Here is an 18,431-nt window from a genome sequence, read left to right as displayed (position 1 = left end):
CTTAAACAAGTTTCCATGATTAAATGTGATGAAGAACTTAATGATTTCTTTTAAACCCGAAGTGGATTAAATATTGAGAACCTAGACAAAGAAAAAAACAAATTTTGTTATTTCAAAATATTTCAAAAAAAATATTTACTATTGTAGCTAGTAAAACGATTTAACAACATTTTTAGATTGAATTTTATATTTTTTTTCATAAGTTCGTACCTTTCAAAATTTAAGTTTTTAGATCCCTTATATGGAACAGCAACAAACTAAAACCAATTACCCCGCACTCTACACATTGATTATTGTGTTTTTCTTTTGGGGGTTCATTGCGGCAGGGAACAGTGTTTTTATACCGTTCTGCAAAAATTACTTTCATTTAGACCAGTTTCAATCCCAGTTAATAGACTTTGCTTTTTATACAGCCTATTATATTGGTGCATTGCTACTATTTATTTTCAGTTCAATCGGAGGAAAGGACCTGGTTGGAAAATGGGGATATAAAAAGAGTATCGTTTACGGTTTACTTTTCTCGGCCTTGGGTGCAGCAGCCATGATTGTTGCTGTCGAAGTAAACTTATATGTTGGTATGTTGTTGGGATTATTCGTTGTAGCCCTAGGTTTTTCATTACAACAGACTGCAGCAAATCCATTTGCCGTTTTATTGGGCGATCCGAAAACGGGTGCTTCCCGTGTGAACCTAGGTGGTGGTATCAACTCATTTGGTACAACAATAGGACCTCTTGTTATCGGATTTTCCTTATTCGGAACTTTTGAGCCTATTTCTGACTCCGAGATCGCTAACCTCCCTTTAAACAAGGTTGTTTATCTTTACATAGGTGTTGGTCTATTGTTCCTACTTGCTGCAGCATTATTTAATTTCAGTAAAAAAGTTCCTGCTGGCATTAGTGATGAACCAATGGAAAAGGCTAATAAAGCTTTACGTACATTGATCATTATGACCGTACTACTTTTTGGTATGTTCACACCGGTTTTTCTAAGCTATAAGAGCGATTTAGCCTTGCAGGTAGAGCAGTTGCATAAACAGGTTTCAAGTTTAACGGATCAGGTTCAGATTGACCAACTCAAATTGCACATCAAAGAAGTGGCCAAACCACTCGAAATGCAACGTATGCTATGGTTGGCCGGAGCATTGGTCGTTGTGATCGGCGGTTTATTATTCTCCAATAAGAGCGCACAAAAAAATCCAGAAGGCTGGGGTGCGATGAAATATCCACAATTGGCTTTGGGTATGCTCGCCCTATTTATCTATGTCGGTATCGAAGTTGCTATCGGTAGTAACCTCGGGGAATTATTGACATTGAAGGAATTTGGTCATTTACAATCATCGCAAATTACTCCTTATGTATCTATGTATTGGGGGAGTATGATGATTGGTCGTTGGGCCGGTGCCATTACAGCCTTTAACTTGAGTAAATCGACTAAAAATGGATTATTGATTATCGTTCCTCTGATTGCATTCTCCATTATCATCGGAGTAAATACGCTTGCAGGATTTGAAATGTCACATCTCTATTATTACGTAGTATGTATTCTTCTTCAAATTGTAGCATTCTATCTAAGTAAAGAAAAACCGGCTCGTACATTAATTATTTTCGGATTATTTGGAATCATAGCGATGTTAATTGGCCTATTCTCATCGGGCACTATTGCAATCTACGCTTTCTTATCAGGCGGTCTTGCTTGTTCAATTATGTGGTCCTCGATTTTCAGTTTATCGATTGTAGGTTTAGGTAAATATACCGCTCAAGGTTCGGCATTTCTTGTCATGATGATTCTTGGTGGTGGTGTTCTTCCTCCGATTCAAGGAAAATTAGCGGATATTATCGGCATCCATAACTCGTATATTCTACCATTAATCGGATTCTGTTATGTTGTTTTCTTTGCGATATTTGTTAAGGGAATATTAACAAAACAAGGAATCAATATTGACGAAATAGAGGCTGAAGGGGGCCATTAATACCCTTCACTAATTGTAAATAGTACACTATTTAAACAATTTTATTACACAGCTCAAAAACTGGCTTAACAACATCGTTAAGCCAGTTTTTTTATATAGTCACCAAAGTACAAAAATTTATTTTTTGAAAAATACGCGGATAAATTATGATATTTAAAATTAAAAAATGTATTTTCGGGGAATTGATTAATGAATTGATTACTCATTTTATAACGATAAACACAATTAAAACTACTCAATAATGATAATCATTGCTGACGGGGGATCAACAAAAACAAACTGGTGTTTGTTAGACGATTCGAATAAAAAAATCTACTTCAACACAGAAGGATATAACCCTTATTTTGTTGATAGTGAATACATTGTAAACTCCCTAAAAAAAGGACTACCGCAAGATTTACCTTTTGAAAAAATCTCAGAAGTAAACTATTATGGTGCAGGTGTTCATAACAAGGAAAAGGCACAAATTGTAGTTGATGCCTTAAAACAAGTATTTACTACAGCTGAAGTTGAAGTAGGACACGATCTTCTTGCAGCAGCAAGAGCATTATTAGGAACTCAAGCCGGATTTGCTGCGATCTTAGGAACAGGAACAAACTCTTGTCTCTATGATGGCAAAGAAATCACATTAAACATCGACTCAGGTGCTTACATTTTAGGTGATGAAGGTTCTGGTAGTTATATTGGTAAAAAATTATTGGCAGACTATGTTCGTAATTTGATGCCTAAAGATGTTAAAGAAGTATTCTATAACACGTATAAAATGACAAAAGACGAAATTATGGACGCGGTTTATACCAAACCTATGCCAAATCGTTTTTGTGCTAGCTTTAGCAAATTTGTCTATGACAACAACGTAAATATCGAATATACACGTAATATCGTTGATGAAGCTTTTGAAGCATTTTTCAGAAACCTTGTTAGCAAATACCCTAATTATCAAAGCTATACTTTCAACTGTATTGGTTCGGTAGGTTATAATTTCAGAAATGTTTTGGCTGAAAAAGCTGAGCAATATGGAATGAAAGTAGGCAAGATCTTACGTTCTCCTATCGACGATTTAGTACAATTCCACATCGATAGAGCGGCAGCAACTGCCAAATAAAAAAGAAAAATAATCTTTAACATAATGAAAGGTATTCAATAAAATTGGATACCTTTTTTTGTAGCTTTTCCCCCACGCTCTTGACCTTGTGGTCGTCTCCTCCATGAAAATCCCTTGCCAATATTAATTTCCAATAAACTAATTCATACCGTTTTACAAGACATTTTAATGATTTAATAACAGGAATTTCATCGGTACAAAATAAAAGTATCCTTTTTTTGTAAAAGAAGATAACAGATTTATTGAATGAAAAATCGTGGCATGCAATAATACAAAAAACGGTAAAACAGACCGCTCATGATCGATTCATTTCAGGCAAATCCGTCAAAGGTGAACTATAGTCCTCAACAGCGGGACAAACAACAAAATCAACAAAGGTTGAGACATCTTTGTAGACATAGATGAATAAACAAATTTATTGCAAATGAAAAGAAGCCTTGATATACTTGTAATCTCAGATTTACACCTAGGTACCTACGGTAGTAGAGCTAAAGAGCTTTTACTTTACCTAGAGTCCGTATCTCCCAAAATACTGATACTCAATGGAGACATCGTAGACATTTGGCAATTTAAAAAAAGTTATTTCCCACAGGAACATCTCAAAGTCATCAAAAAAATCATTGACATGAGCTCTTCGGGCACAGAAGTGCATTACATCACGGGCAACCACGATGAAATGCTGCGCAAATTTACCGATCTAAAATTAGGTAATATCAAGCTGAGCAATAAACTCCTTCTCTCACTCAATAATCAAAAAGTATGGATCTTTCATGGAGACGTTTTCGACGCATCCATTCATCATTCTAAATGGTTGGCCAAGCTGGGTGGATGGGGCTATGACAAACTTATACAGCTCAATAATATCATTAATTACTGCCTGGATAAAATGGGTAAGGAGAAATATTCTCTTTCTAAAAAGATCAAAAACTCTGTTAAAAAAGCCGTCAAGTATATATCGGATTTTGAACATACAGCTACTGAACTAGCGATTGAAAAAAATTATGATTTCGTTATCTGTGGACACATCCATCAACCTCAAATCAAAGAAGTTATAACACGAAAAGGAACCTGTACCTATATGAACTCAGGGGACTGGATTGAAAACCTCAGTAGTTTAGAATATAAAAATGGAGAATGGAAGCTGTTCTATTTTGAAGAAAACAAAGAACAAATCCTGAAGAATAAAATCATCGATATCCCTCTTTTCAGCCTGGAAGATCTTAAAAAGATTGTCATATCTTAATGAACACAACGCAGATCTGCATAAAATCAGGAAAACCATACAACAAAAAGCCGAGCTAGCTCGGCTTTTTGTTGTATGGTTTATAACTCAAATGTTGAACCGATTTCCGGCAATGACAATGAAATATCCTCATTTTGGAATTTATCCAAAGCTTGTTGTTTATCGATCGTTATTGGCGGAAATGAATCGTAATGGATACCAACTACCCGAGCACAATTCACAAATTCAGCGGCTTTAATTGCATCATCCACATCCATTGTATAATGCCCACCAATAGGCAAAAATGCCCAATCCAGCTTCATGTCTGCCAGCAATTTCATTTCCATGGTTAATGCAGTGTCTCCAGCAAAATAAATTCGCTTGCCTTTTACAGTAAAGACAAAACCGACAGGAAACCCACCGTATTGACCATCAGGTGTACTATTGGTATGTGCGGCATATACCATCTTTACCGAACCAAAAGGTAGTTGAACCGTTCCGCCCAAGTTAAACTCGATAACTTTATCATCAGGTACCCCCTGTCTTCTCACCCAGCCTGCCGTTTCAACAATCGCTAAAACAGTGGCACTGCTGTTTTTTTGAATCGTCGCCATATCTGCCACATGGTCCTGATGTCCATGACTTAAAAAGATATAATCCGGTTTAATTGTATTTACATCGATTTCTTTTGCAAGTGGATTATAGGTAACAAATGGATCTAAAAGAACCTTCGTTCCGTCAAAATCAAACTCCACACATGATTGTCCGTAATAAGTTGCTTTCATGATAATATCGCTATTGATTAAATAATCCGCCTAGTCCTCCTAGTCCACCCAACATATCCTTGCTTGCTGCCTGCATTTCTGCCTGGCTGATATTCTCAGCTTGAGCAATTGCCTTATTCAGAGCAACCACAAGTAACTCCTCCAATTCTTCCTTATCTGCGTTTGATAAAAATACAGGATCGATGGTAACCTCTTTTATCTCTTTGTTTGCTGTCGCTACCACACGGATTAAACCACCTTCCACTTCACCAGACACAGAAATTGAATCCAATCTTTTCTTGATTTCCTCCGCCTTTTGCTGGGCTTGAAATAATTTGTCAAACATATTTATATCATTTATTTCAGGCCAATTTACAAAAATCTGCGCATACCTACTATTGCTAATTTACTTTCGCCAATGCTTCCCTTTTTCTGAAAGTGTCTGATCTTATTGACCAGAAAGAACCTTCAGTTCGCTTTCATTGCGCTTGGTGTCCGCGAAGTCAGGAAGGTTTTGTATTTTTGCAACATGCAAAGCAATCAAGAAAAACTAGTCGCCCACATTTTGGACCAGTTGGACCTAAATCCGGCAGCTATTCCAGCTGAAACCTACGACACATTAGTTTCAGATCGCCCACAACTTGTCGACATCGATGATATGATTTCCTATGTCAAACGTATCGGGACTGCTCTCGATGCCATCGATAAAACAGTTGAACTGGTTGAAAAAATTGAAGACGAAACAAGTATTCTAATCCATAAACTTAAGTTTATTTCAGCTACAGACAGACCCAAAGTATTGGTGCTCGACCAAATACAGCCCCTTGAAATAAACCGTTCGGCCTATCTGCAGGAAGCCATAAAAATTGCAGGTGGTATTCCGGTTACGACAGAAAATGAAGCCGATAAAATCATTGTCATCGGCCATGGGGAACAGACATTTATCCAAATCCCGCAATTGTTGAATACGGCAGCTATCGCTTCATCCAAAGCTATCGAACTCGATCAGGTCTTTATTATGACCAGTGAACAATTTGCACAGATTCCCGGATACAATTATTTGAGCGAACTCGAATCCTTAGCCGAAATTCTTCAGCCAAAATATTTTGTATATGGTCATGAAGGAAACGATTGGTTACAATTTCAACTAAGCTAAAGAACCAAAAATATAGCCATAAAAAAACAGCTCCGGTAGAACGAGAGCTGTTTTTTATGTTTTATAATTCTAGTTATATCTTCTCCGTAGGACGTCGTATAATTTTTCAACGGTATGTGGCTTCTCGGCCCATTTATTTTTAATCGCATAATTTGTCTGCAAAAATGCATCCGCTTCCGCGTAGCTTGTAAACCTGTTCAATAATTCGACAGCCTCACTATACGCTAAACTATACCCATTAAACAAATCCTTAATAAATAAGAGTTTGTCATTTAAGCTTATCCCTGCTTTAATATCTGTGAGCTTATCGCTATTGCCGGATTGATTCACCTGATAAACACGATTCTGCACGCCGGCTTGTTTCTGTTGAGAGATAATTTCATTTAAGGTCAATGGTCTAGCCGGAGCTTCCTCAATGACCGTATTGATTTCCTCTTGAATAAAAACTTCTTGCGGCTGTTCAATAACGATTTCTTTTGGTTCTTCGATTACTTCTGTAACAAAGACAGTCGGTTCTTCGAATTGCGTAGTAGCTTCCTTTTCTGTCGGATAAGCTAATTCCTCCACTGGGGCAGCTGCAAAAACAGGGGGAATTGAAGCAACTGGAGCAACGACAGATTCAACAACTTCAGGACTAGACTCTTCCGATTGTATAGGTTCACTTTCAGAAACAAATGGAGTTTCTGGCTCTTCCGATTTTACAGGTTCACTTTCAAAGACAAATGGGGTTTCTTTTTCCTCCACGATCGCTTCTTCATTTCCACGGCTGAAATCTTCAACTGGTTGCGCGTCTTGAACCTCTTTTTGAGGCTGTTCAGCAACAACTTGCTGCGCTGATGTTCGAATGGTCGAAGGTGGGGTAAAATAATCGTTGAAAGCAATCTTCTTACTGTCCAAGGCTGCAGTACTTAAAGCATGCTGCGATTGACCTTCCTGAAGAACAGCCTTGGTCTTGAGTAAAGTTATGTATGCTGCCACAGCCTGTGCTTTCGCTTCCAGTGTTACTAATTCGTTAATTTCGGACAAACTCCCCTGCTCTGACAAGCTTAGATACTGTCCATTTAAATCCTGTAATAAATCGCCTATCTTATTAAAAATTTCCTCTTTAGTACCCATAGTTCTATTTGAAATCACCAATTAATCATTTATAATACTTATACCTTCAACCGACCGAAAAGTGGAAAACTCAATCCTTTGATTTAGAAATATTTGGATTTACCTTCACTTTTTTGCTACCCAAATTTAATATTTAATTCTGATATAATGCCGTTAAGTTACTGTACACAAACATTATAACAAGATTGAATACACTTCGTTGTAAATTATTTGTAAATCTTTCTACAAAACTTGACAGAAGTGCCCTGCCCTACTACCAAATATCCTAAATAAAATAAACTTTTTTTAATAACACTATTGTTATGTTGTAATATGTTTTTATATTTGCATTGTTATCATTTTGGTTATGTCACGTTATGTTGCTAATTCTGGATTACTTGACACTGATTTAGAATTGTTAGTGCTTACCAAACTGAGGAAGTTGGAGATTGGAGGAAAGCTGGTTGTTGCTGAGATTGCCAAGAAAGATCCTGAGGGATTTATCAAGGTCGTCCAAAGATTGATCAGCTGCGGATGGAGTGAATATGAATTTTCCAACGACTACAAAGAGGTTAAGCGCTTGGACTTGCCGGATTTTGCTCGTGATTGGTATCGCGAGCAATTAAGGGCGCTAAAGCTTAACGAAAATGAAACCAAATTTCACAGAGAGTAATCTGTCATCATTGGGATTCGATCCCAATGGAACATGGGGAGACAAGGGCCTTCCATTATGGTCTATCTATTTAGGACACGGCATGTCCATGCACGTGGTTGAATTTAATGAAGTATTTCTTGAGGTTGACGGGGCGATCAAACAGTTGCCAGGAGTTGGGAATGCGATTGCCTTGGCCAGTGGCTTGTTGCTGTTCGGTCGTTCGGTGGAGATATCCCGCGTATTGTCGGGGCTGAATGTAGACACTTTGGAAGTAGCAACTGGGGTTTATGACATCGCGCCGGAGCGTGAGGAAGTTTGTGAGGAGGTGTAGGCTATGAAAAGAGAAAAGGAAAAAGCCAAAAAGCAAGCAAAGGAACTTGTTGATTCATTTTATAGCACCTACAATGCTGAATTATTAGGATTAACACATGCCCGAAAGGATGCAGAAAAAAATTCACTCATAGCCGTAAACGAGATTATTAAAGCATTAGCCCCTGTTGCTGAGTTCCGCGCTCAATACTGGGCTTTGGTAAGAGAAGAACTTCAAAACCTATAACCATGAAAATGTACGGAAGTGAACCAATCGAAATAGCAACAGATGTTGTTGTCGATAACGATCAAATGTATTTCTATCAGTATCTGCCTCTAAAAATGAAAGGTGACTTAATTGATTTTACTTTACCTGATCAATTGAAACCTTTAGTGGATATTCTCGTAGAATGTTGTAATGACTTTTTTCATAATATATGTGAAGGATCATTGTCAATGTATGATGAACACTACATCTACCTTACAGCTAAATGTCTTTACACAAAAAGTGGTGAAAATCTCAATCGAATGGGGTGGCATTGCGATGGGTTTATGAGTGAAGACATAAATTACATTTGGTGCGATTGCATACCTACAGAATATGTGACAGGAAATTTTGAACTGATCCAAGATCACAGAGAAAGCATTGAGCAGATGAATAAATTATTCTACAAGTCTGAACCACTTAAATGCAAACCAAACAGCATTTATAGGCTTGACGAAACAGTCATTCACCGTTGTGATTACAATCATTCAAAAGATGCTGTATTAAGGCATTTTGTTAAAGTGTCATTTAGTAAAGAGAAGTACAATCTCAAAGGAAATTCCCATAACTACTTATTGAACTACAATTGGGAAATGAAAGACCGTGATTATAGTAGAAACCATCCAGTTAAATCTTAAAACAATGACTGCTAAAGAGCAACAAACAATAGATCAACTCTTAAAAACTGTATCAGATTTAAGAGAGGAAAACCGAATGTTCAGAAACGATATGACTGAACTAATTACCGCTATTAACGGTAAAGTAGAAAAGAAACATTCCCCTGTTAATTTAGAAGCTGACATTCTTTCAACCGTCCAATTGGCCATGAATGAAAGTATTAAGTCTGTCCTTTCTTCTTACAACAGCCCATTGACTAAGTTAGTTTCATCGGTTGTAGATGAACACTCTAAAACACTTAGGCAATTAATTAGCAATTCTTTCAACGAGGTCATCCAGCGAGAAGAGTTCGAAAAAAGCATTGTTTCTGCATTTGCCCATAAGGTAAGCCGTTCCATTATTTCCAACAATGACGGATTGTTCGATAAAGTATCAAATGAACTTAAACAAGATGCTGTATTCAAATCTAAAATGGCTTTGGCAGTAAGTAGTGTTGTTGAAGAAGTCCTAAAAGCAAGAAAGGAGGTTTCAGGTGAATAACGAAAAGAAAGCGCCAGTACGGCAAATAAAGTTCCGTGGCCTTCGGGTAGATGGTAAAGGATGGGCTATAGGTTGGCTTCAACCTCATACAAATGCAAATAAAATTGTAATACTTCAATTGTATAACGAGCACGATTGGTTGAGACACGAAGTTTTACCCGAAACAGTAGGTCAGTTTACTGGTGTTTATGATATAGATAAAAAGGAAATATTCGAACATGATGTTGTCACTTTCGGGAGAAGAGAGGGAAAGTATAATGTAGTGTACAAAGGTGATGGATTCATTGCTATTTCTCATGAAGGCGATGAATATGGTCCATATACGCACCGATTGAATCCTATTAACTCAACAAATATAGTTTTCATTCCAAAGATTCTAGGCAACATACACGAAGAAAGAGAGGTGATCAATGGATAGGTATATAGTTCAATCATGGGTTTGCGATTACGGTGTTTGGGATATTGACAATAGAAAGTTTATAGGCTATCCTATCGACTCATTTAGAGATGCAAATATCATTTGCTCCTGGTTCAATACTGTGAATTTCGAAGGAAAGGAGAGCAAAGGAAATGGATAACAATATCGAAGATTGTATTGCTGTAAAACAGATCGACAGCTATACTTATCATATCGGATATATTGAAAATAATGTATTCGATCCAGTGGCTAGCGAGAAATATTATGGTGATGCTGTGGATAAAGCAAGCCTTATGCAAGTGGTCAATCCTCATCTAAAAATCAAAGAAATAAAATGACAATACAACTAACATGGCATTTATTGTTGATGATAGTCATCAGCATTATTTTAATAATAAGAATATTCAAAGAATCTGAATTCGGTCTTGATCTATCTGGTTTTTTTTATGGTGCGATACTAGTTATCGCTTGGTCAATTTACGGAGGATTTTTCTTATGGTAACTATAAAGGAATTTAGGGAAAAGTGGGCAAAGCGTAAAGGTTTTGATGATTGGAGTGATGTTTTAAATACTGTTGCTGCGTCGACAATCCTTTTGACTAACATAATTGACGAAGTTGCAACTAAGTATGCTATTCTAGTTGGAAAGGAATCTTTGAAAAATGCGAATCTATCATTTGAGAAGCATTACTATTTCGAAAACTATGATCATCAATTTACAAAAGATAAGATAAAAGAATTGATCACACAAGATTCTAATATTCCTGTAAGTCTTGGTAAAATTAAAAAGGCATGAGTAGAAAAGTAACCATAACCGACGAACAGGCTGAAAGAATAATGTCTGCTAAATCCATATCGGATAAAGTAGCTGCATACGAATCAGTTGAAAAGGAACTAGGGATTTATATTAAGCTTGGCAAGTACTATGATAGTAAAACCAACTTAGATGTTACCGTCATCCCTTACAACAAGCCACGCCCACAACTAACACTATTTTAAAATGACACCCCAGGAAATAGGCGAACTAATCGAATTAATAATAGGCGATATCCTCACATTGGAAGAAGCAGCGTCGATAGAGTGTGTGAGTGCGGATGCTTTGAGAAAGACCATTGATCAAGTGATGACTTTTCGGTCTAGCCATTCTCGTAATAATTCGGTGGTTTGCCTTGAACTTGGAAGTTTAGAAAGGAGAAAGAAAAATGAAAAAGTACAGGCCTAGTAATGGAACAGAAGGAATGATCTTCACAGATACCTATTGTATGAATTGCATAAACTGTGATCCCGATCCAACAGGTAAGAAACAATGTGGTATTTTATTCCGAACACTCCTCCATAATGTCACCGATGAGGAATATCCCAATGAATGGACATACGATGAAAACGACAGGCCAATTTGCACCGCATGGGTAAAATGGGATTGGGACAACAACGGAGATCCTGACGACCGGGATAATCCTAACAAACCATTGCCTAATAATCCTAATCAATTGGTTTTGCCATTTTTTAATACAGAAGTTGAACAAATTCTAACAACAGAACAATATGAAAAAGTTTAAAAAGTACACAGGTCAACAGTTGACTATCGTAAAAATGAGTGCTTATGAAGGTGGAGACGATTGCGGATGCAATACCGGTAACTGCCACTCTGAAACATGCAATTGTTATTGCCATCGTTAACCTCCCACCCTAGTATAGTCTAGGGTGGTAAAGAATAAATAAAATGAAGACAGCAAAAACGATTTTAAGGCAATATTTCGACACTGATAATAGTGTCGATGAAAATGCTATCATACAAGCTATGAAACAACATCAAAAAGAAAATGAGCAATATATTAAAGACCTAAAAAAGCTTCTTGGCAAATACTCCGAATACCACGCTCTTACAATGGATGGTGTCAGCCCTGAAGAAGCAGATAGGACCGTTAAATTTTAAGGATATGAAAGAATTATTTGAAAACGAATTAAAAGTAGGTGATAAAATTATCTACAACGGTTTAGGCACCGATAGAAAAGCCACTATCATAAAAAGAAGTAAGAGAACTATCACTTTTAAATGTATTGCTTCTACTGTTAAATTGACGTTCATTAGTGGAGTTCCTGCAAAAGATCTTGGATTACGGAGGGATGTGGGATAATAAAAAGAGAGGGGGATTCGAACCCCCATGCCCCCCAGAGGGCACCTATTTGGCAAATAGGCGTGGCTACCAGTTACACCATCCCTGGATATAATTACAATTTCTTGTACTGCAAATATATTATTTACCTGATTAATTACAAAAAATATTTGAAACTCACCAAACAACAAAGAGAAGCGCTCCGACTAAAGTATTCGGGGCGCTGCGCTTATTGCGGATGCGAGTTAGGCCAAAGATGGGCCGCGGATCACATTGCACCGTTAGTTCGCGATTGGGTTAACGGTGGATGCCAGTACCCTGAGCGAGATTGTTTTGAAAACCTAACTCCTGCCTGTATGTCCTGCAATACGATAAAAGGCTCTTTGAGTCTGGAAGGCTTCCGTAAGGTCATTGGCGGTTTTATCCGTTCACTCAATAGAGACAGTACACAATACAAGTTTGCAAAGCGTTATGGATTAATCCAGGAAAATCAGGTGGAGGTTAGGTTTTACTTTGAGGAGGTTGGTTAGACTTTAAGAGAATACATTAGAAAATTTGTATTAACATGGTGTATCACGTCCAATGCATCATCTCGAAAAGATCTTAGATCTACACTCTTTTCAATTGATTTAAGATGTTTTTTACTCTCAATTTTAGAAAGTACAAAAGACATTTCTTTTCTCCAATTACCATTATCTGGCATATCATTAGGCCAAATAGATAAAACAAGTTTTTGGTAATTGCTAAATGCGTCGTACAGGTCTCCCCCTGTGACAGCATCGTTCTTGACGAAAAATTTAATGTCGTCAAGTTCTTCTAAGTAGTTATTTTTAATCATAATGGCAAATATCGGAAATAAAACAAAGTGATTTTTTGGGGGGGTACGTTGACACATCATATTTTATGATTTCACCACCGGATCTACCCAATAAATTTCATGATCGGTCAAATTCAGCACCTCCATCGGCGAAACATTACATTCGATAATATCCTCCAATCCATCCCCAAGTATTACAGCCAAATCTCCAGAAGGCACTACTGAACCTCGCAATATTGTACCCTCATCCAACACATACAGGTCGGAAGTTATCATATTGACCCGATTCTTAGTGATCCATTCGCGAAACTCTTCCTTAAACATCTTCTTAATTCGGCCTGCAAGGTCACGTGCGGCTTGTAGTTCATAACTAGCAACGTCTGGAAATTCAACATTTAAAAATGCTTCGTACATATCCCATTTTCCTGTGCGGATTGCTTCATTTCTTAAATAAAGCTTTCGGCCGTATTCTCCTACTTTATTATAGTATTGTTGTAATGTTTTCATAATCTATCGTTCTATAAATACACTTCCGTTTAGGTCTTCTTCACGAATGTTGCTCAATGCATCTTGGATTACCAAAATATTAGGCTCCTTAAATGGTACTGCCGTAATTCCCTCACAATCTAAAGCTACCAACCAATCCATAACATTAGGTACCGCGATAGCCTTCCATGTGACATTACTATTGTCCTCACAATCTGATGGCGCAATAAGGACATTAAATCCCTTTCGCTGCAGCTCCTTTAATACGCTATGGGTTACTTTTTCGAATCTCATTTAGTTTCTTCCTTTCAAGAACGACCCATCTAACCGCTTTGTCAAACTCTCCTGGCCAATCTTTTAATCCTTCTTCAAGTATACGTATTCCTGCTTCAATTCCAACGCCATCAGCAGCCAATAAAGCTGACTTTTTCATGTGATCAACATATCCAATCGGAGGTTTATTACTTAGTTTCATACTTAACAAATGTACAATTAGATTTGTTTATTTACTAAAAATGTTAGTAATTTTGTTTCATGAAACCTCTTGAAGTCTATTGCCGCAATCGTGTTATGTATGTCCAAATGAGCATACACGATAAGACAATGGGCATGAAAGATTATCATCTTTACAACAAAAATGGACTTGCTTTTTATGTTTTCAGGAAGTCTCAAGGGTTTTGGGAATTAGCGTACGGTGAACTTGCCGATGACATCAGGGAAGCTTGCATTGATGCTCTAATATTACGTTACGACAATGATGTACCTGAGTTATTTTATCACCAAGGTAAACGCCAAGTAGTCGAAGTTCGCGCGAAAAAATATAGCCTTTGGCATATCTACCTAAACAACTCCTATGTTGGCAGCATCGATTATGATAAGTATTCAAAGGCTTTCGATTATCATATTGAAGATAATAGCCTATTAACTGACGATCACGTTCAAAAGTATATAGGTATGATCCAACGGGGCGATCTAAAGTGGATAAAGGATGATATTCGATAATTTTGAGGTCGATGGTGAGCCACAGGTTTTGGAGGTTTGTCCACTTATGGGCGGCTATTTTCATGTGTACATCAATAGAAGGTTTGTAACTAGTATATCTTACACCACTGAGGGCTGGCGCGTCCATTTTAACAACAATTCTTGGCTCACCAAAGATGAAGCGGATATAATTATTGAATTGATCAAATCGGGTGAGATCCCTACACAATAAAAAAGGACTAATCTTTCGATTAGCCCCTTAACTAAATTATAGACAGATCCATTTAGGACCGGAATATACATTTGAAAAATGGCCAGGCCTTAAACCTGACCATACAATTAAAATCAACCGAAACGAAACTTCCTAAATTGAATCGATTGTCAATAAATGTACAAATGCTAAAATATATTGGTTTGAAAAAAATAAAAAAAAGCCTTGAGTGGGGAACCCAAGGCTTTAGCCATTATTAACCTATTTTTTTTATGAAAAGTACATGTAGTACAATATCAATAGCGCTTTAGTTTGATAAAAAACTAAAAAAGGCTGATCATAAGACCAACCTTTAAATCAACCATAAAAAATAAAATCTATTAATCGTGTCCTTCAGTCTTAACGATCTTATTGTAAATTCCTAATAATAAAAACGGTGCCGCCCATTGACCGACGAACAAAGCTGTATTATCATCTTTTTTGTTGCAACATTTTAATGCTGCTGAAATTCCCATTGCCGCAAGTGAAGCTGCTAAGAATAAAATCGAGGGAATTTTGGAAGTTTGCTGTTCAACTTCTTTAGTTACTTTGTCTTCATTTCCTGTTGTAAGTGCCATAATATTTATACTTTGGTTTATTATTGAACTACTTTCAAAATGAAATGGTTTAGTTTTATACAAAAAAAAGGCCGAGAACATGAATACTCGGCCTTAACACGTTACCTAATATTGATAAATGGAGGACTTAAATAACAAATATTATTTAGTATAGTTTTGTTAAATAAAAAAACCTTGAGTCTGGGAGGGATCTCAAGGTTTGTTAAATACTACCTACTTTGAAAAGTACTTATTATACAATATCGCATAACATTTGGTTTTAATAAAATAAAAAAAGGTCGAGTTACCAGGCTCGACCTTAACAAATGAAATGTATTTTACCTTTAATGGAGACTTTAATAACAACTAGTCTAATAATTTGTTTTAATAATGGTATTCATATCCATCCAACAGGGTATCAATTTTAATCAGCCCTTTATCAGCTATTTTCCTCAAAATATTCCTATATTTTTTTACATCTGAATTGTACTTTGTTGCCAATTCATTATATTTTTTATTCAAATCGTTATAATCATCAATATCCTTCTTATATTGTTCGGTAACTGATTTAAATTCTTTACCAGCTCTGTCTATAGTCCAAGTACTTTTATTGATTTTCACCAAACGATCTCTAAAACGAGGTAGCAGTAATAGTGCAGAATCAACTGTTTCACCTCCTTTAATTACTGTTTCGGTAATCGTTTGTTTTTCGTCGGTTGATTTTATTCGAGTAATCGCATAAATACCATAATATTGTTTTATTAAATCTAACCTATTATTTAGGATCTTAATAGAGTCTTTGAGGCCTTGATGCATTTTAATAAAACTATTCACGTCAAACTTTCCGTCTTCGGTCAGAGAAGTATTTTCAAACAACGAACTCAGTGATTTCAAAAGCTCATTTGTTTCTTCTTTACTTTTTAATTCTCGTTCTGTTTTAACTTTAATAAGGGAATCTCTAATGTAAACCTCCTTCTGTATGTCCGATATACTTCTGCTAAGAAATCCATTAGTTACCAACGAAACTATTGAGATGACAGTAAGGATAAATATTATTATTCTAGTTTTCATTTTTCTTTCTGTTTGTTGATGAGTCAATTGTCGACTTTACATTAGGATTTATAGATACCATAAATTTTGTAAGGTTGTTCATGGTTTCCTGGCAAGTCCTTTTCTCCCTAGAAATAACTGAGTCCATTTTAACATCATATTCTGATCTTATCTTGTTTAGTTCATCCCCTGAAGCGCTACTTATAAATGAAGTAACCCAAGCTCCTAAACCAACGAGAAAAACCACAGTCGACCATATTTCTTTCCAATAATAGGAATAAACATCGAACGCCTTTTGTTGTATTTCGGTGACTTTTAAAGGTTTAGTTTTTTTATTATCCATAAAACTGGCTATAATTTCGAGCATCAAAATTAGCCTATTTAAATGAAAATACATAATTTTTACTTACTCCTTAAAAACCAAATTAATCCGCAAATCAAAATAAGCAAACCTACTGCCCACCCTATCCAATTAGAAAGTATACCGGTAGCGCTTGGCCGCCTATCAACGTCTTTTGTTTCCCACTGCTTTTTATTAGTGCTATCTTTCTTCGCTGACGCTCCAAAATTCTGATGAAGGTTTTCCTTTATATCCTTCAATATTTCACGAGCCTGATCAGTCTTCCGTTTGGTAAATGAAACAATGCTGTCTGCCTTGAAGGTAACAGAGCCATCAGGATCAATTTTTACATCCGTTCCTGGTGTTGGATAGACCTTCACTTTATCGTCACTACTGGACGAGGTATTCAACGTCTCTTTGGACTTATCAACTTTACCTGAAGTGGTTTCCGTCGAAACCTTTACGTCACTGGAAACCGATACCGCGTCTAACTGTTTGTTAACTTTAGTCGTCTTTCGGAAAAGCCCGCACCCCGATAACAGGATGCAGACTATTGTTATAAGAAATATCCTCATGTCTATTGCATTTTGTTTGATAGATCCGTGAGCTTTCCGGCCAAACTATCCAGTTTCGGGACAAGTTCTTCAAGCGGCTCGGCAATATTCGTTTTTACCTCAACCTTCGGCCGTGCATCGGAATACGTAGCCCCTATCATTAGTATTAAAATGAACCATTTCATTTGACACCTCCTTTTTTATCTTTTTGCTGCTGGGCCACGCTATCTACCTTAACTGCAGCACTATCCACTTTCGTTGCTGCTTGGTTTACTTTATCCACTGCAGGAGTAACTTGCTTGCGAACTTCTTCAATCATTTGTTTGTAAAGGCGGTCTTGCATTTCAATCATTTTATCATTTTGACTATCTCCCCGATCAGTCACATAATACAATACCGTCCAAAAAACTGAAACCACCACCACTAGTGCATAGGTTACTGGATGCCGGACAATCTGTAAAAATGTTGGTTGTTGTTGTTGCTCTTTCTTTTCCTCTGCCATTATTTCCACAAACTAGCATAATAATTAATCTTAGCCCGACGGTCGTCAAGGCCGTTATATCCTCCATTCACAGCAAGGCATACTGCACGAATACTCGCTTGTGATAGATCCTTTGCTTTAGCCCAAATATTCTTCGCGTCAAACTCCTTTAAAGCTGTAGTAAAGTAGTATGCTGATTCTCCTATCAAATCGGGATTGTCGTATAATTCCTGACCACCATAGCGTTTGTAATCGAATCCTCCGGTACATTGCAGAGCGCCCCCACCTCGGTATTTCCAACCGTCGCCTGGGCGAGTATTTCCAAGCTCTTTAGCTTTTTTCGGATTACCAAAGCCATAAATACGTTCTGCCAAATCCCAAGGATTGCCAGCCAATCGTCCCGCTTCTGCAACGGTGACTTTTGCCGAATGCCTTCCGATCCCGAATATTTCCATGATGCGTGGAGCGGTATAATTCATATTCTCGCGAACGATTGTAAATCCTCCGCTTTCATGGTGGATATTGGCGAAGAAGTGAATTGTCTGCACACGAGTTCTACCGAATGTGGCTGCAAACTTTGTCAATGTCTCTCGACCGATAATACCGTCGGCACTCGCACCGACGGATTTCTGTAATTCCTTTATTCTCTCTTTAGCTGTCATCTCGTCCCGTCGTTGCTGTAT

At 37.1% G+C, this 18,431-nt stretch carries 33 protein-coding genes and 1 tRNA gene; 20 read left to right on the top strand and 14 right to left on the bottom strand.

All coding sequences use genetic code 11. The annotated features are described in order from the left end of the window. Positions 1-241 precede the first annotated feature (241 nt). From ACLCDV_RS08235 to ACLCDV_RS08225, 3 genes are all read left to right on the top strand, one after another. Positions 242-1,969: an MFS transporter gene (locus tag ACLCDV_RS08235; protein WP_317667702.1), complete on the top strand. Its 1,728-nt coding sequence runs from the start codon at positions 242-244 to the stop codon at positions 1,967-1,969. A 241-nt stretch (positions 1,970-2,210) separates the two neighbouring features. Continuing rightward, positions 2,211-3,074 carry an N-acetylglucosamine kinase gene (locus tag ACLCDV_RS08230; RefSeq protein ID WP_046671899.1) on the top strand — a complete coding sequence of 288 codons (864 nt, stop codon included), beginning with the start codon at positions 2,211-2,213 and terminating at the stop codon, positions 3,072-3,074. Positions 3,075-3,498: 424 nt separating this feature from the next. Beyond that, positions 3,499-4,317, top strand: a complete 819-nt coding sequence (locus ACLCDV_RS08225) for a UDP-2,3-diacylglucosamine diphosphatase (protein WP_046671898.1) — start codon at positions 3,499-3,501, stop codon at positions 4,315-4,317. Positions 4,318-4,397: 80 nt separating this feature from the next. On the opposite strand, the gene ACLCDV_RS08220 is transcribed toward ACLCDV_RS08225, so the two are convergent. Together ACLCDV_RS08220 and ACLCDV_RS08215 are read right to left on the bottom strand one after the other, a co-directional pair. After that, positions 4,398-5,081, bottom strand: coding sequence for a metal-dependent hydrolase (locus ACLCDV_RS08220; protein ID WP_411973409.1), 684 nt, complete (start codon positions 5,079-5,081; stop codon positions 4,398-4,400). 10 nt (positions 5,082-5,091) lie between these two features. Then, positions 5,092-5,406: a YbaB/EbfC family nucleoid-associated protein gene (locus ACLCDV_RS08215; protein ID WP_046671896.1), complete on the bottom strand. Its 315-nt coding sequence runs from the start codon at positions 5,404-5,406 to the stop codon at positions 5,092-5,094. A gap of 183 nt (positions 5,407-5,589) precedes the next feature. On the opposite strand from ACLCDV_RS08215, the gene ACLCDV_RS08210 reads away from it, so the two are divergent. After that, positions 5,590-6,216 carry a hypothetical protein gene (locus tag ACLCDV_RS08210; protein WP_411973408.1) on the top strand — a complete coding sequence of 209 codons (627 nt, stop codon included), beginning with the start codon at positions 5,590-5,592 and terminating at the stop codon, positions 6,214-6,216. Between the two features lie 69 nt (positions 6,217-6,285). Here the strand turns inward: ACLCDV_RS08210 and ACLCDV_RS08205 are convergent, their stop codons facing one another. Next, a complete protein-coding gene (locus ACLCDV_RS08205; protein ID WP_411973407.1) occupies positions 6,286-7,332 on the bottom strand; it encodes a hypothetical protein in 1,047 nt (348 codons plus the stop codon). A gap of 346 nt (positions 7,333-7,678) precedes the next feature. Between ACLCDV_RS08205 and ACLCDV_RS08200 the strand changes: the two genes are divergently transcribed. From ACLCDV_RS08200 to ACLCDV_RS08140, 13 genes are all read left to right on the top strand, one after another. Beyond that, on the top strand, positions 7,679-7,984 hold the full coding sequence (locus ACLCDV_RS08200; RefSeq protein ID WP_411973406.1) for a hypothetical protein: 306 nt from the start codon (positions 7,679-7,681) through the stop codon (positions 7,982-7,984). Further along, positions 7,959-8,297: a hypothetical protein gene (locus ACLCDV_RS08195; RefSeq protein ID WP_411973405.1), complete on the top strand. Its 339-nt coding sequence runs from the start codon at positions 7,959-7,961 to the stop codon at positions 8,295-8,297. The genes ACLCDV_RS08200 and ACLCDV_RS08195 overlap by 26 nt, the downstream gene beginning before the upstream one ends. A 3-nt stretch (positions 8,298-8,300) precedes the next feature. After that, positions 8,301-8,522, top strand: a complete 222-nt coding sequence (locus ACLCDV_RS08190; RefSeq protein WP_411973404.1) for a hypothetical protein — start codon at positions 8,301-8,303, stop codon at positions 8,520-8,522. Between the two features lie 8 nt (positions 8,523-8,530). Further along, positions 8,531-9,178, top strand: coding sequence for a hypothetical protein (locus ACLCDV_RS08185; protein WP_411973403.1), 648 nt, complete (start codon positions 8,531-8,533; stop codon positions 9,176-9,178). A gap of 4 nt (positions 9,179-9,182) precedes the next feature. Further along, positions 9,183-9,698, top strand: coding sequence for a hypothetical protein (locus ACLCDV_RS08180; protein ID WP_411973402.1), 516 nt, complete (start codon positions 9,183-9,185; stop codon positions 9,696-9,698). After that, positions 9,691-10,116 (top strand): YopX family protein, encoded by a 426-nt coding sequence (locus ACLCDV_RS08175; protein ID WP_411973401.1) that lies wholly within the window; start codon positions 9,691-9,693, stop codon positions 10,114-10,116. Before ACLCDV_RS08180 ends, ACLCDV_RS08175 begins: the two co-directional genes overlap by 8 nt. Continuing rightward, entirely contained in the window at positions 10,109-10,276 is a 168-nt protein-coding gene (locus ACLCDV_RS08170) for a hypothetical protein (protein WP_411973400.1), read from the top strand. The genes ACLCDV_RS08175 and ACLCDV_RS08170 overlap by 8 nt, the downstream gene beginning before the upstream one ends. Continuing rightward, positions 10,269-10,454 carry a hypothetical protein gene (locus tag ACLCDV_RS08165; protein ID WP_411973399.1) on the top strand — a complete coding sequence of 62 codons (186 nt, stop codon included), beginning with the start codon at positions 10,269-10,271 and terminating at the stop codon, positions 10,452-10,454. Before ACLCDV_RS08170 ends, ACLCDV_RS08165 begins: the two co-directional genes overlap by 8 nt. A gap of 157 nt (positions 10,455-10,611) precedes the next feature. Continuing rightward, positions 10,612-10,911, top strand: coding sequence for a hypothetical protein (locus tag ACLCDV_RS08160; protein ID WP_411973398.1), 300 nt, complete (start codon positions 10,612-10,614; stop codon positions 10,909-10,911). After that, positions 10,908-11,114 carry a hypothetical protein gene (locus ACLCDV_RS08155; protein WP_411973397.1) on the top strand — a complete coding sequence of 69 codons (207 nt, stop codon included), beginning with the start codon at positions 10,908-10,910 and terminating at the stop codon, positions 11,112-11,114. The genes ACLCDV_RS08160 and ACLCDV_RS08155 overlap by 4 nt, the downstream gene beginning before the upstream one ends. A gap of 203 nt (positions 11,115-11,317) precedes the next feature. After that, positions 11,318-11,674: a hypothetical protein gene (locus ACLCDV_RS08150; RefSeq protein WP_411973396.1), complete on the top strand. Its 357-nt coding sequence runs from the start codon at positions 11,318-11,320 to the stop codon at positions 11,672-11,674. 164 nt (positions 11,675-11,838) lie between these two features. Further along, a complete protein-coding gene (locus tag ACLCDV_RS08145; protein WP_411973395.1) occupies positions 11,839-12,051 on the top strand; it encodes a hypothetical protein in 213 nt (70 codons plus the stop codon). A 4-nt stretch (positions 12,052-12,055) separates the two neighbouring features. Then, positions 12,056-12,253 (top strand): hypothetical protein, encoded by a 198-nt coding sequence (locus ACLCDV_RS08140; protein ID WP_411973394.1) that lies wholly within the window; start codon positions 12,056-12,058, stop codon positions 12,251-12,253. Between the two features lie 2 nt (positions 12,254-12,255). Here the strand turns inward: ACLCDV_RS08140 and ACLCDV_RS08135 are convergent. After that, positions 12,256-12,339, bottom strand: a tRNA-Gly gene (locus ACLCDV_RS08135). A gap of 63 nt (positions 12,340-12,402) precedes the next feature. Here ACLCDV_RS08135 and ACLCDV_RS08130 point away from each other — a divergent pair. Then, a complete protein-coding gene (locus ACLCDV_RS08130; RefSeq protein WP_411973393.1) occupies positions 12,403-12,762 on the top strand; it encodes an HNH endonuclease in 360 nt (119 codons plus the stop codon). A gap of 371 nt (positions 12,763-13,133) precedes the next feature. On the opposite strand, the gene ACLCDV_RS08125 is transcribed toward ACLCDV_RS08130, so the two are convergent. The 3 genes from ACLCDV_RS08125 to ACLCDV_RS08115 are packed head-to-tail and all read right to left on the bottom strand — an operon-like array spanning position 13,134 to position 13,968. Continuing rightward, positions 13,134-13,556: a hypothetical protein gene (locus ACLCDV_RS08125; protein WP_411973392.1), complete on the bottom strand. Its 423-nt coding sequence runs from the start codon at positions 13,554-13,556 to the stop codon at positions 13,134-13,136. A 3-nt stretch (positions 13,557-13,559) separates the two neighbouring features. Beyond that, positions 13,560-13,829 (bottom strand): hypothetical protein, encoded by a 270-nt coding sequence (locus tag ACLCDV_RS08120; protein ID WP_411973391.1) that lies wholly within the window; start codon positions 13,827-13,829, stop codon positions 13,560-13,562. Continuing rightward, positions 13,804-13,968, bottom strand: coding sequence for a hypothetical protein (locus tag ACLCDV_RS08115; RefSeq protein ID WP_411973390.1), 165 nt, complete (start codon positions 13,966-13,968; stop codon positions 13,804-13,806). Before ACLCDV_RS08115 ends, ACLCDV_RS08120 begins: the two co-directional genes overlap by 26 nt. A gap of 101 nt (positions 13,969-14,069) precedes the next feature. Here ACLCDV_RS08115 and ACLCDV_RS08110 point away from each other — a divergent pair, with 101 nt between their 5' ends. Both ACLCDV_RS08110 and ACLCDV_RS08105 read left to right on the top strand, forming a co-directional pair. Continuing rightward, positions 14,070-14,537: a hypothetical protein gene (locus ACLCDV_RS08110; RefSeq protein ID WP_411973389.1), complete on the top strand. Its 468-nt coding sequence runs from the start codon at positions 14,070-14,072 to the stop codon at positions 14,535-14,537. After that, positions 14,524-14,748 (top strand): hypothetical protein, encoded by a 225-nt coding sequence (locus tag ACLCDV_RS08105; protein ID WP_411973388.1) that lies wholly within the window; start codon positions 14,524-14,526, stop codon positions 14,746-14,748. Before ACLCDV_RS08110 ends, ACLCDV_RS08105 begins: the two co-directional genes overlap by 14 nt. A 359-nt stretch (positions 14,749-15,107) precedes the next feature. Here ACLCDV_RS08105 and ACLCDV_RS08100 read toward each other — a convergent pair whose 3' ends face one another. The 7 genes from ACLCDV_RS08100 to ACLCDV_RS08070 form a co-directional block, all read right to left on the bottom strand. Beyond that, positions 15,108-15,344 (bottom strand): hypothetical protein, encoded by a 237-nt coding sequence (locus tag ACLCDV_RS08100; protein ID WP_343566342.1) that lies wholly within the window; start codon positions 15,342-15,344, stop codon positions 15,108-15,110. Positions 15,345-15,707: 363 nt separating this feature from the next. Beyond that, the gene (locus tag ACLCDV_RS08095; protein WP_411973387.1) at positions 15,708-16,394 is read right to left on the bottom strand and encodes a hypothetical protein; all 687 of its coding nucleotides are present in this window, start codon (positions 16,392-16,394) and stop codon (positions 15,708-15,710) included. After that, a complete protein-coding gene (locus ACLCDV_RS08090; protein WP_411973386.1) occupies positions 16,384-16,716 on the bottom strand; it encodes a hypothetical protein in 333 nt (110 codons plus the stop codon). Before ACLCDV_RS08090 ends, ACLCDV_RS08095 begins: the two co-directional genes overlap by 11 nt. 59 nt (positions 16,717-16,775) lie before the next feature. Beyond that, on the bottom strand, positions 16,776-17,288 hold the full coding sequence (locus ACLCDV_RS08085) for a hypothetical protein (RefSeq protein ID WP_411973385.1): 513 nt from the start codon (positions 17,286-17,288) through the stop codon (positions 16,776-16,778). 2 nt (positions 17,289-17,290) lie between these two features. Next, a complete protein-coding gene (locus ACLCDV_RS08080) occupies positions 17,291-17,452 on the bottom strand; it encodes a hypothetical protein (RefSeq protein ID WP_411973384.1) in 162 nt (53 codons plus the stop codon). Next, positions 17,449-17,769 carry a hypothetical protein gene (locus tag ACLCDV_RS08075; protein WP_411973383.1) on the bottom strand — a complete coding sequence of 107 codons (321 nt, stop codon included), beginning with the start codon at positions 17,767-17,769 and terminating at the stop codon, positions 17,449-17,451. Before ACLCDV_RS08075 ends, ACLCDV_RS08080 begins: the two co-directional genes overlap by 4 nt. Next, entirely contained in the window at positions 17,769-18,410 is a 642-nt protein-coding gene (locus ACLCDV_RS08070) for a glycoside hydrolase family 19 protein (RefSeq protein ID WP_411973382.1), read from the bottom strand. Before ACLCDV_RS08070 ends, ACLCDV_RS08075 begins: the two co-directional genes overlap by 1 nt. Positions 18,411-18,431: the final 21 nt, after the last annotated feature.

Origin of the sequence: Sphingobacterium sp. Lzh-3, from assembly GCF_046764375.1 — a bacterium.
Lineage (GTDB): Bacteria > Bacteroidota > Bacteroidia > Sphingobacteriales > Sphingobacteriaceae > Sphingobacterium.
This window is presented reverse-complemented; position numbering and strand designations above follow the sequence as displayed.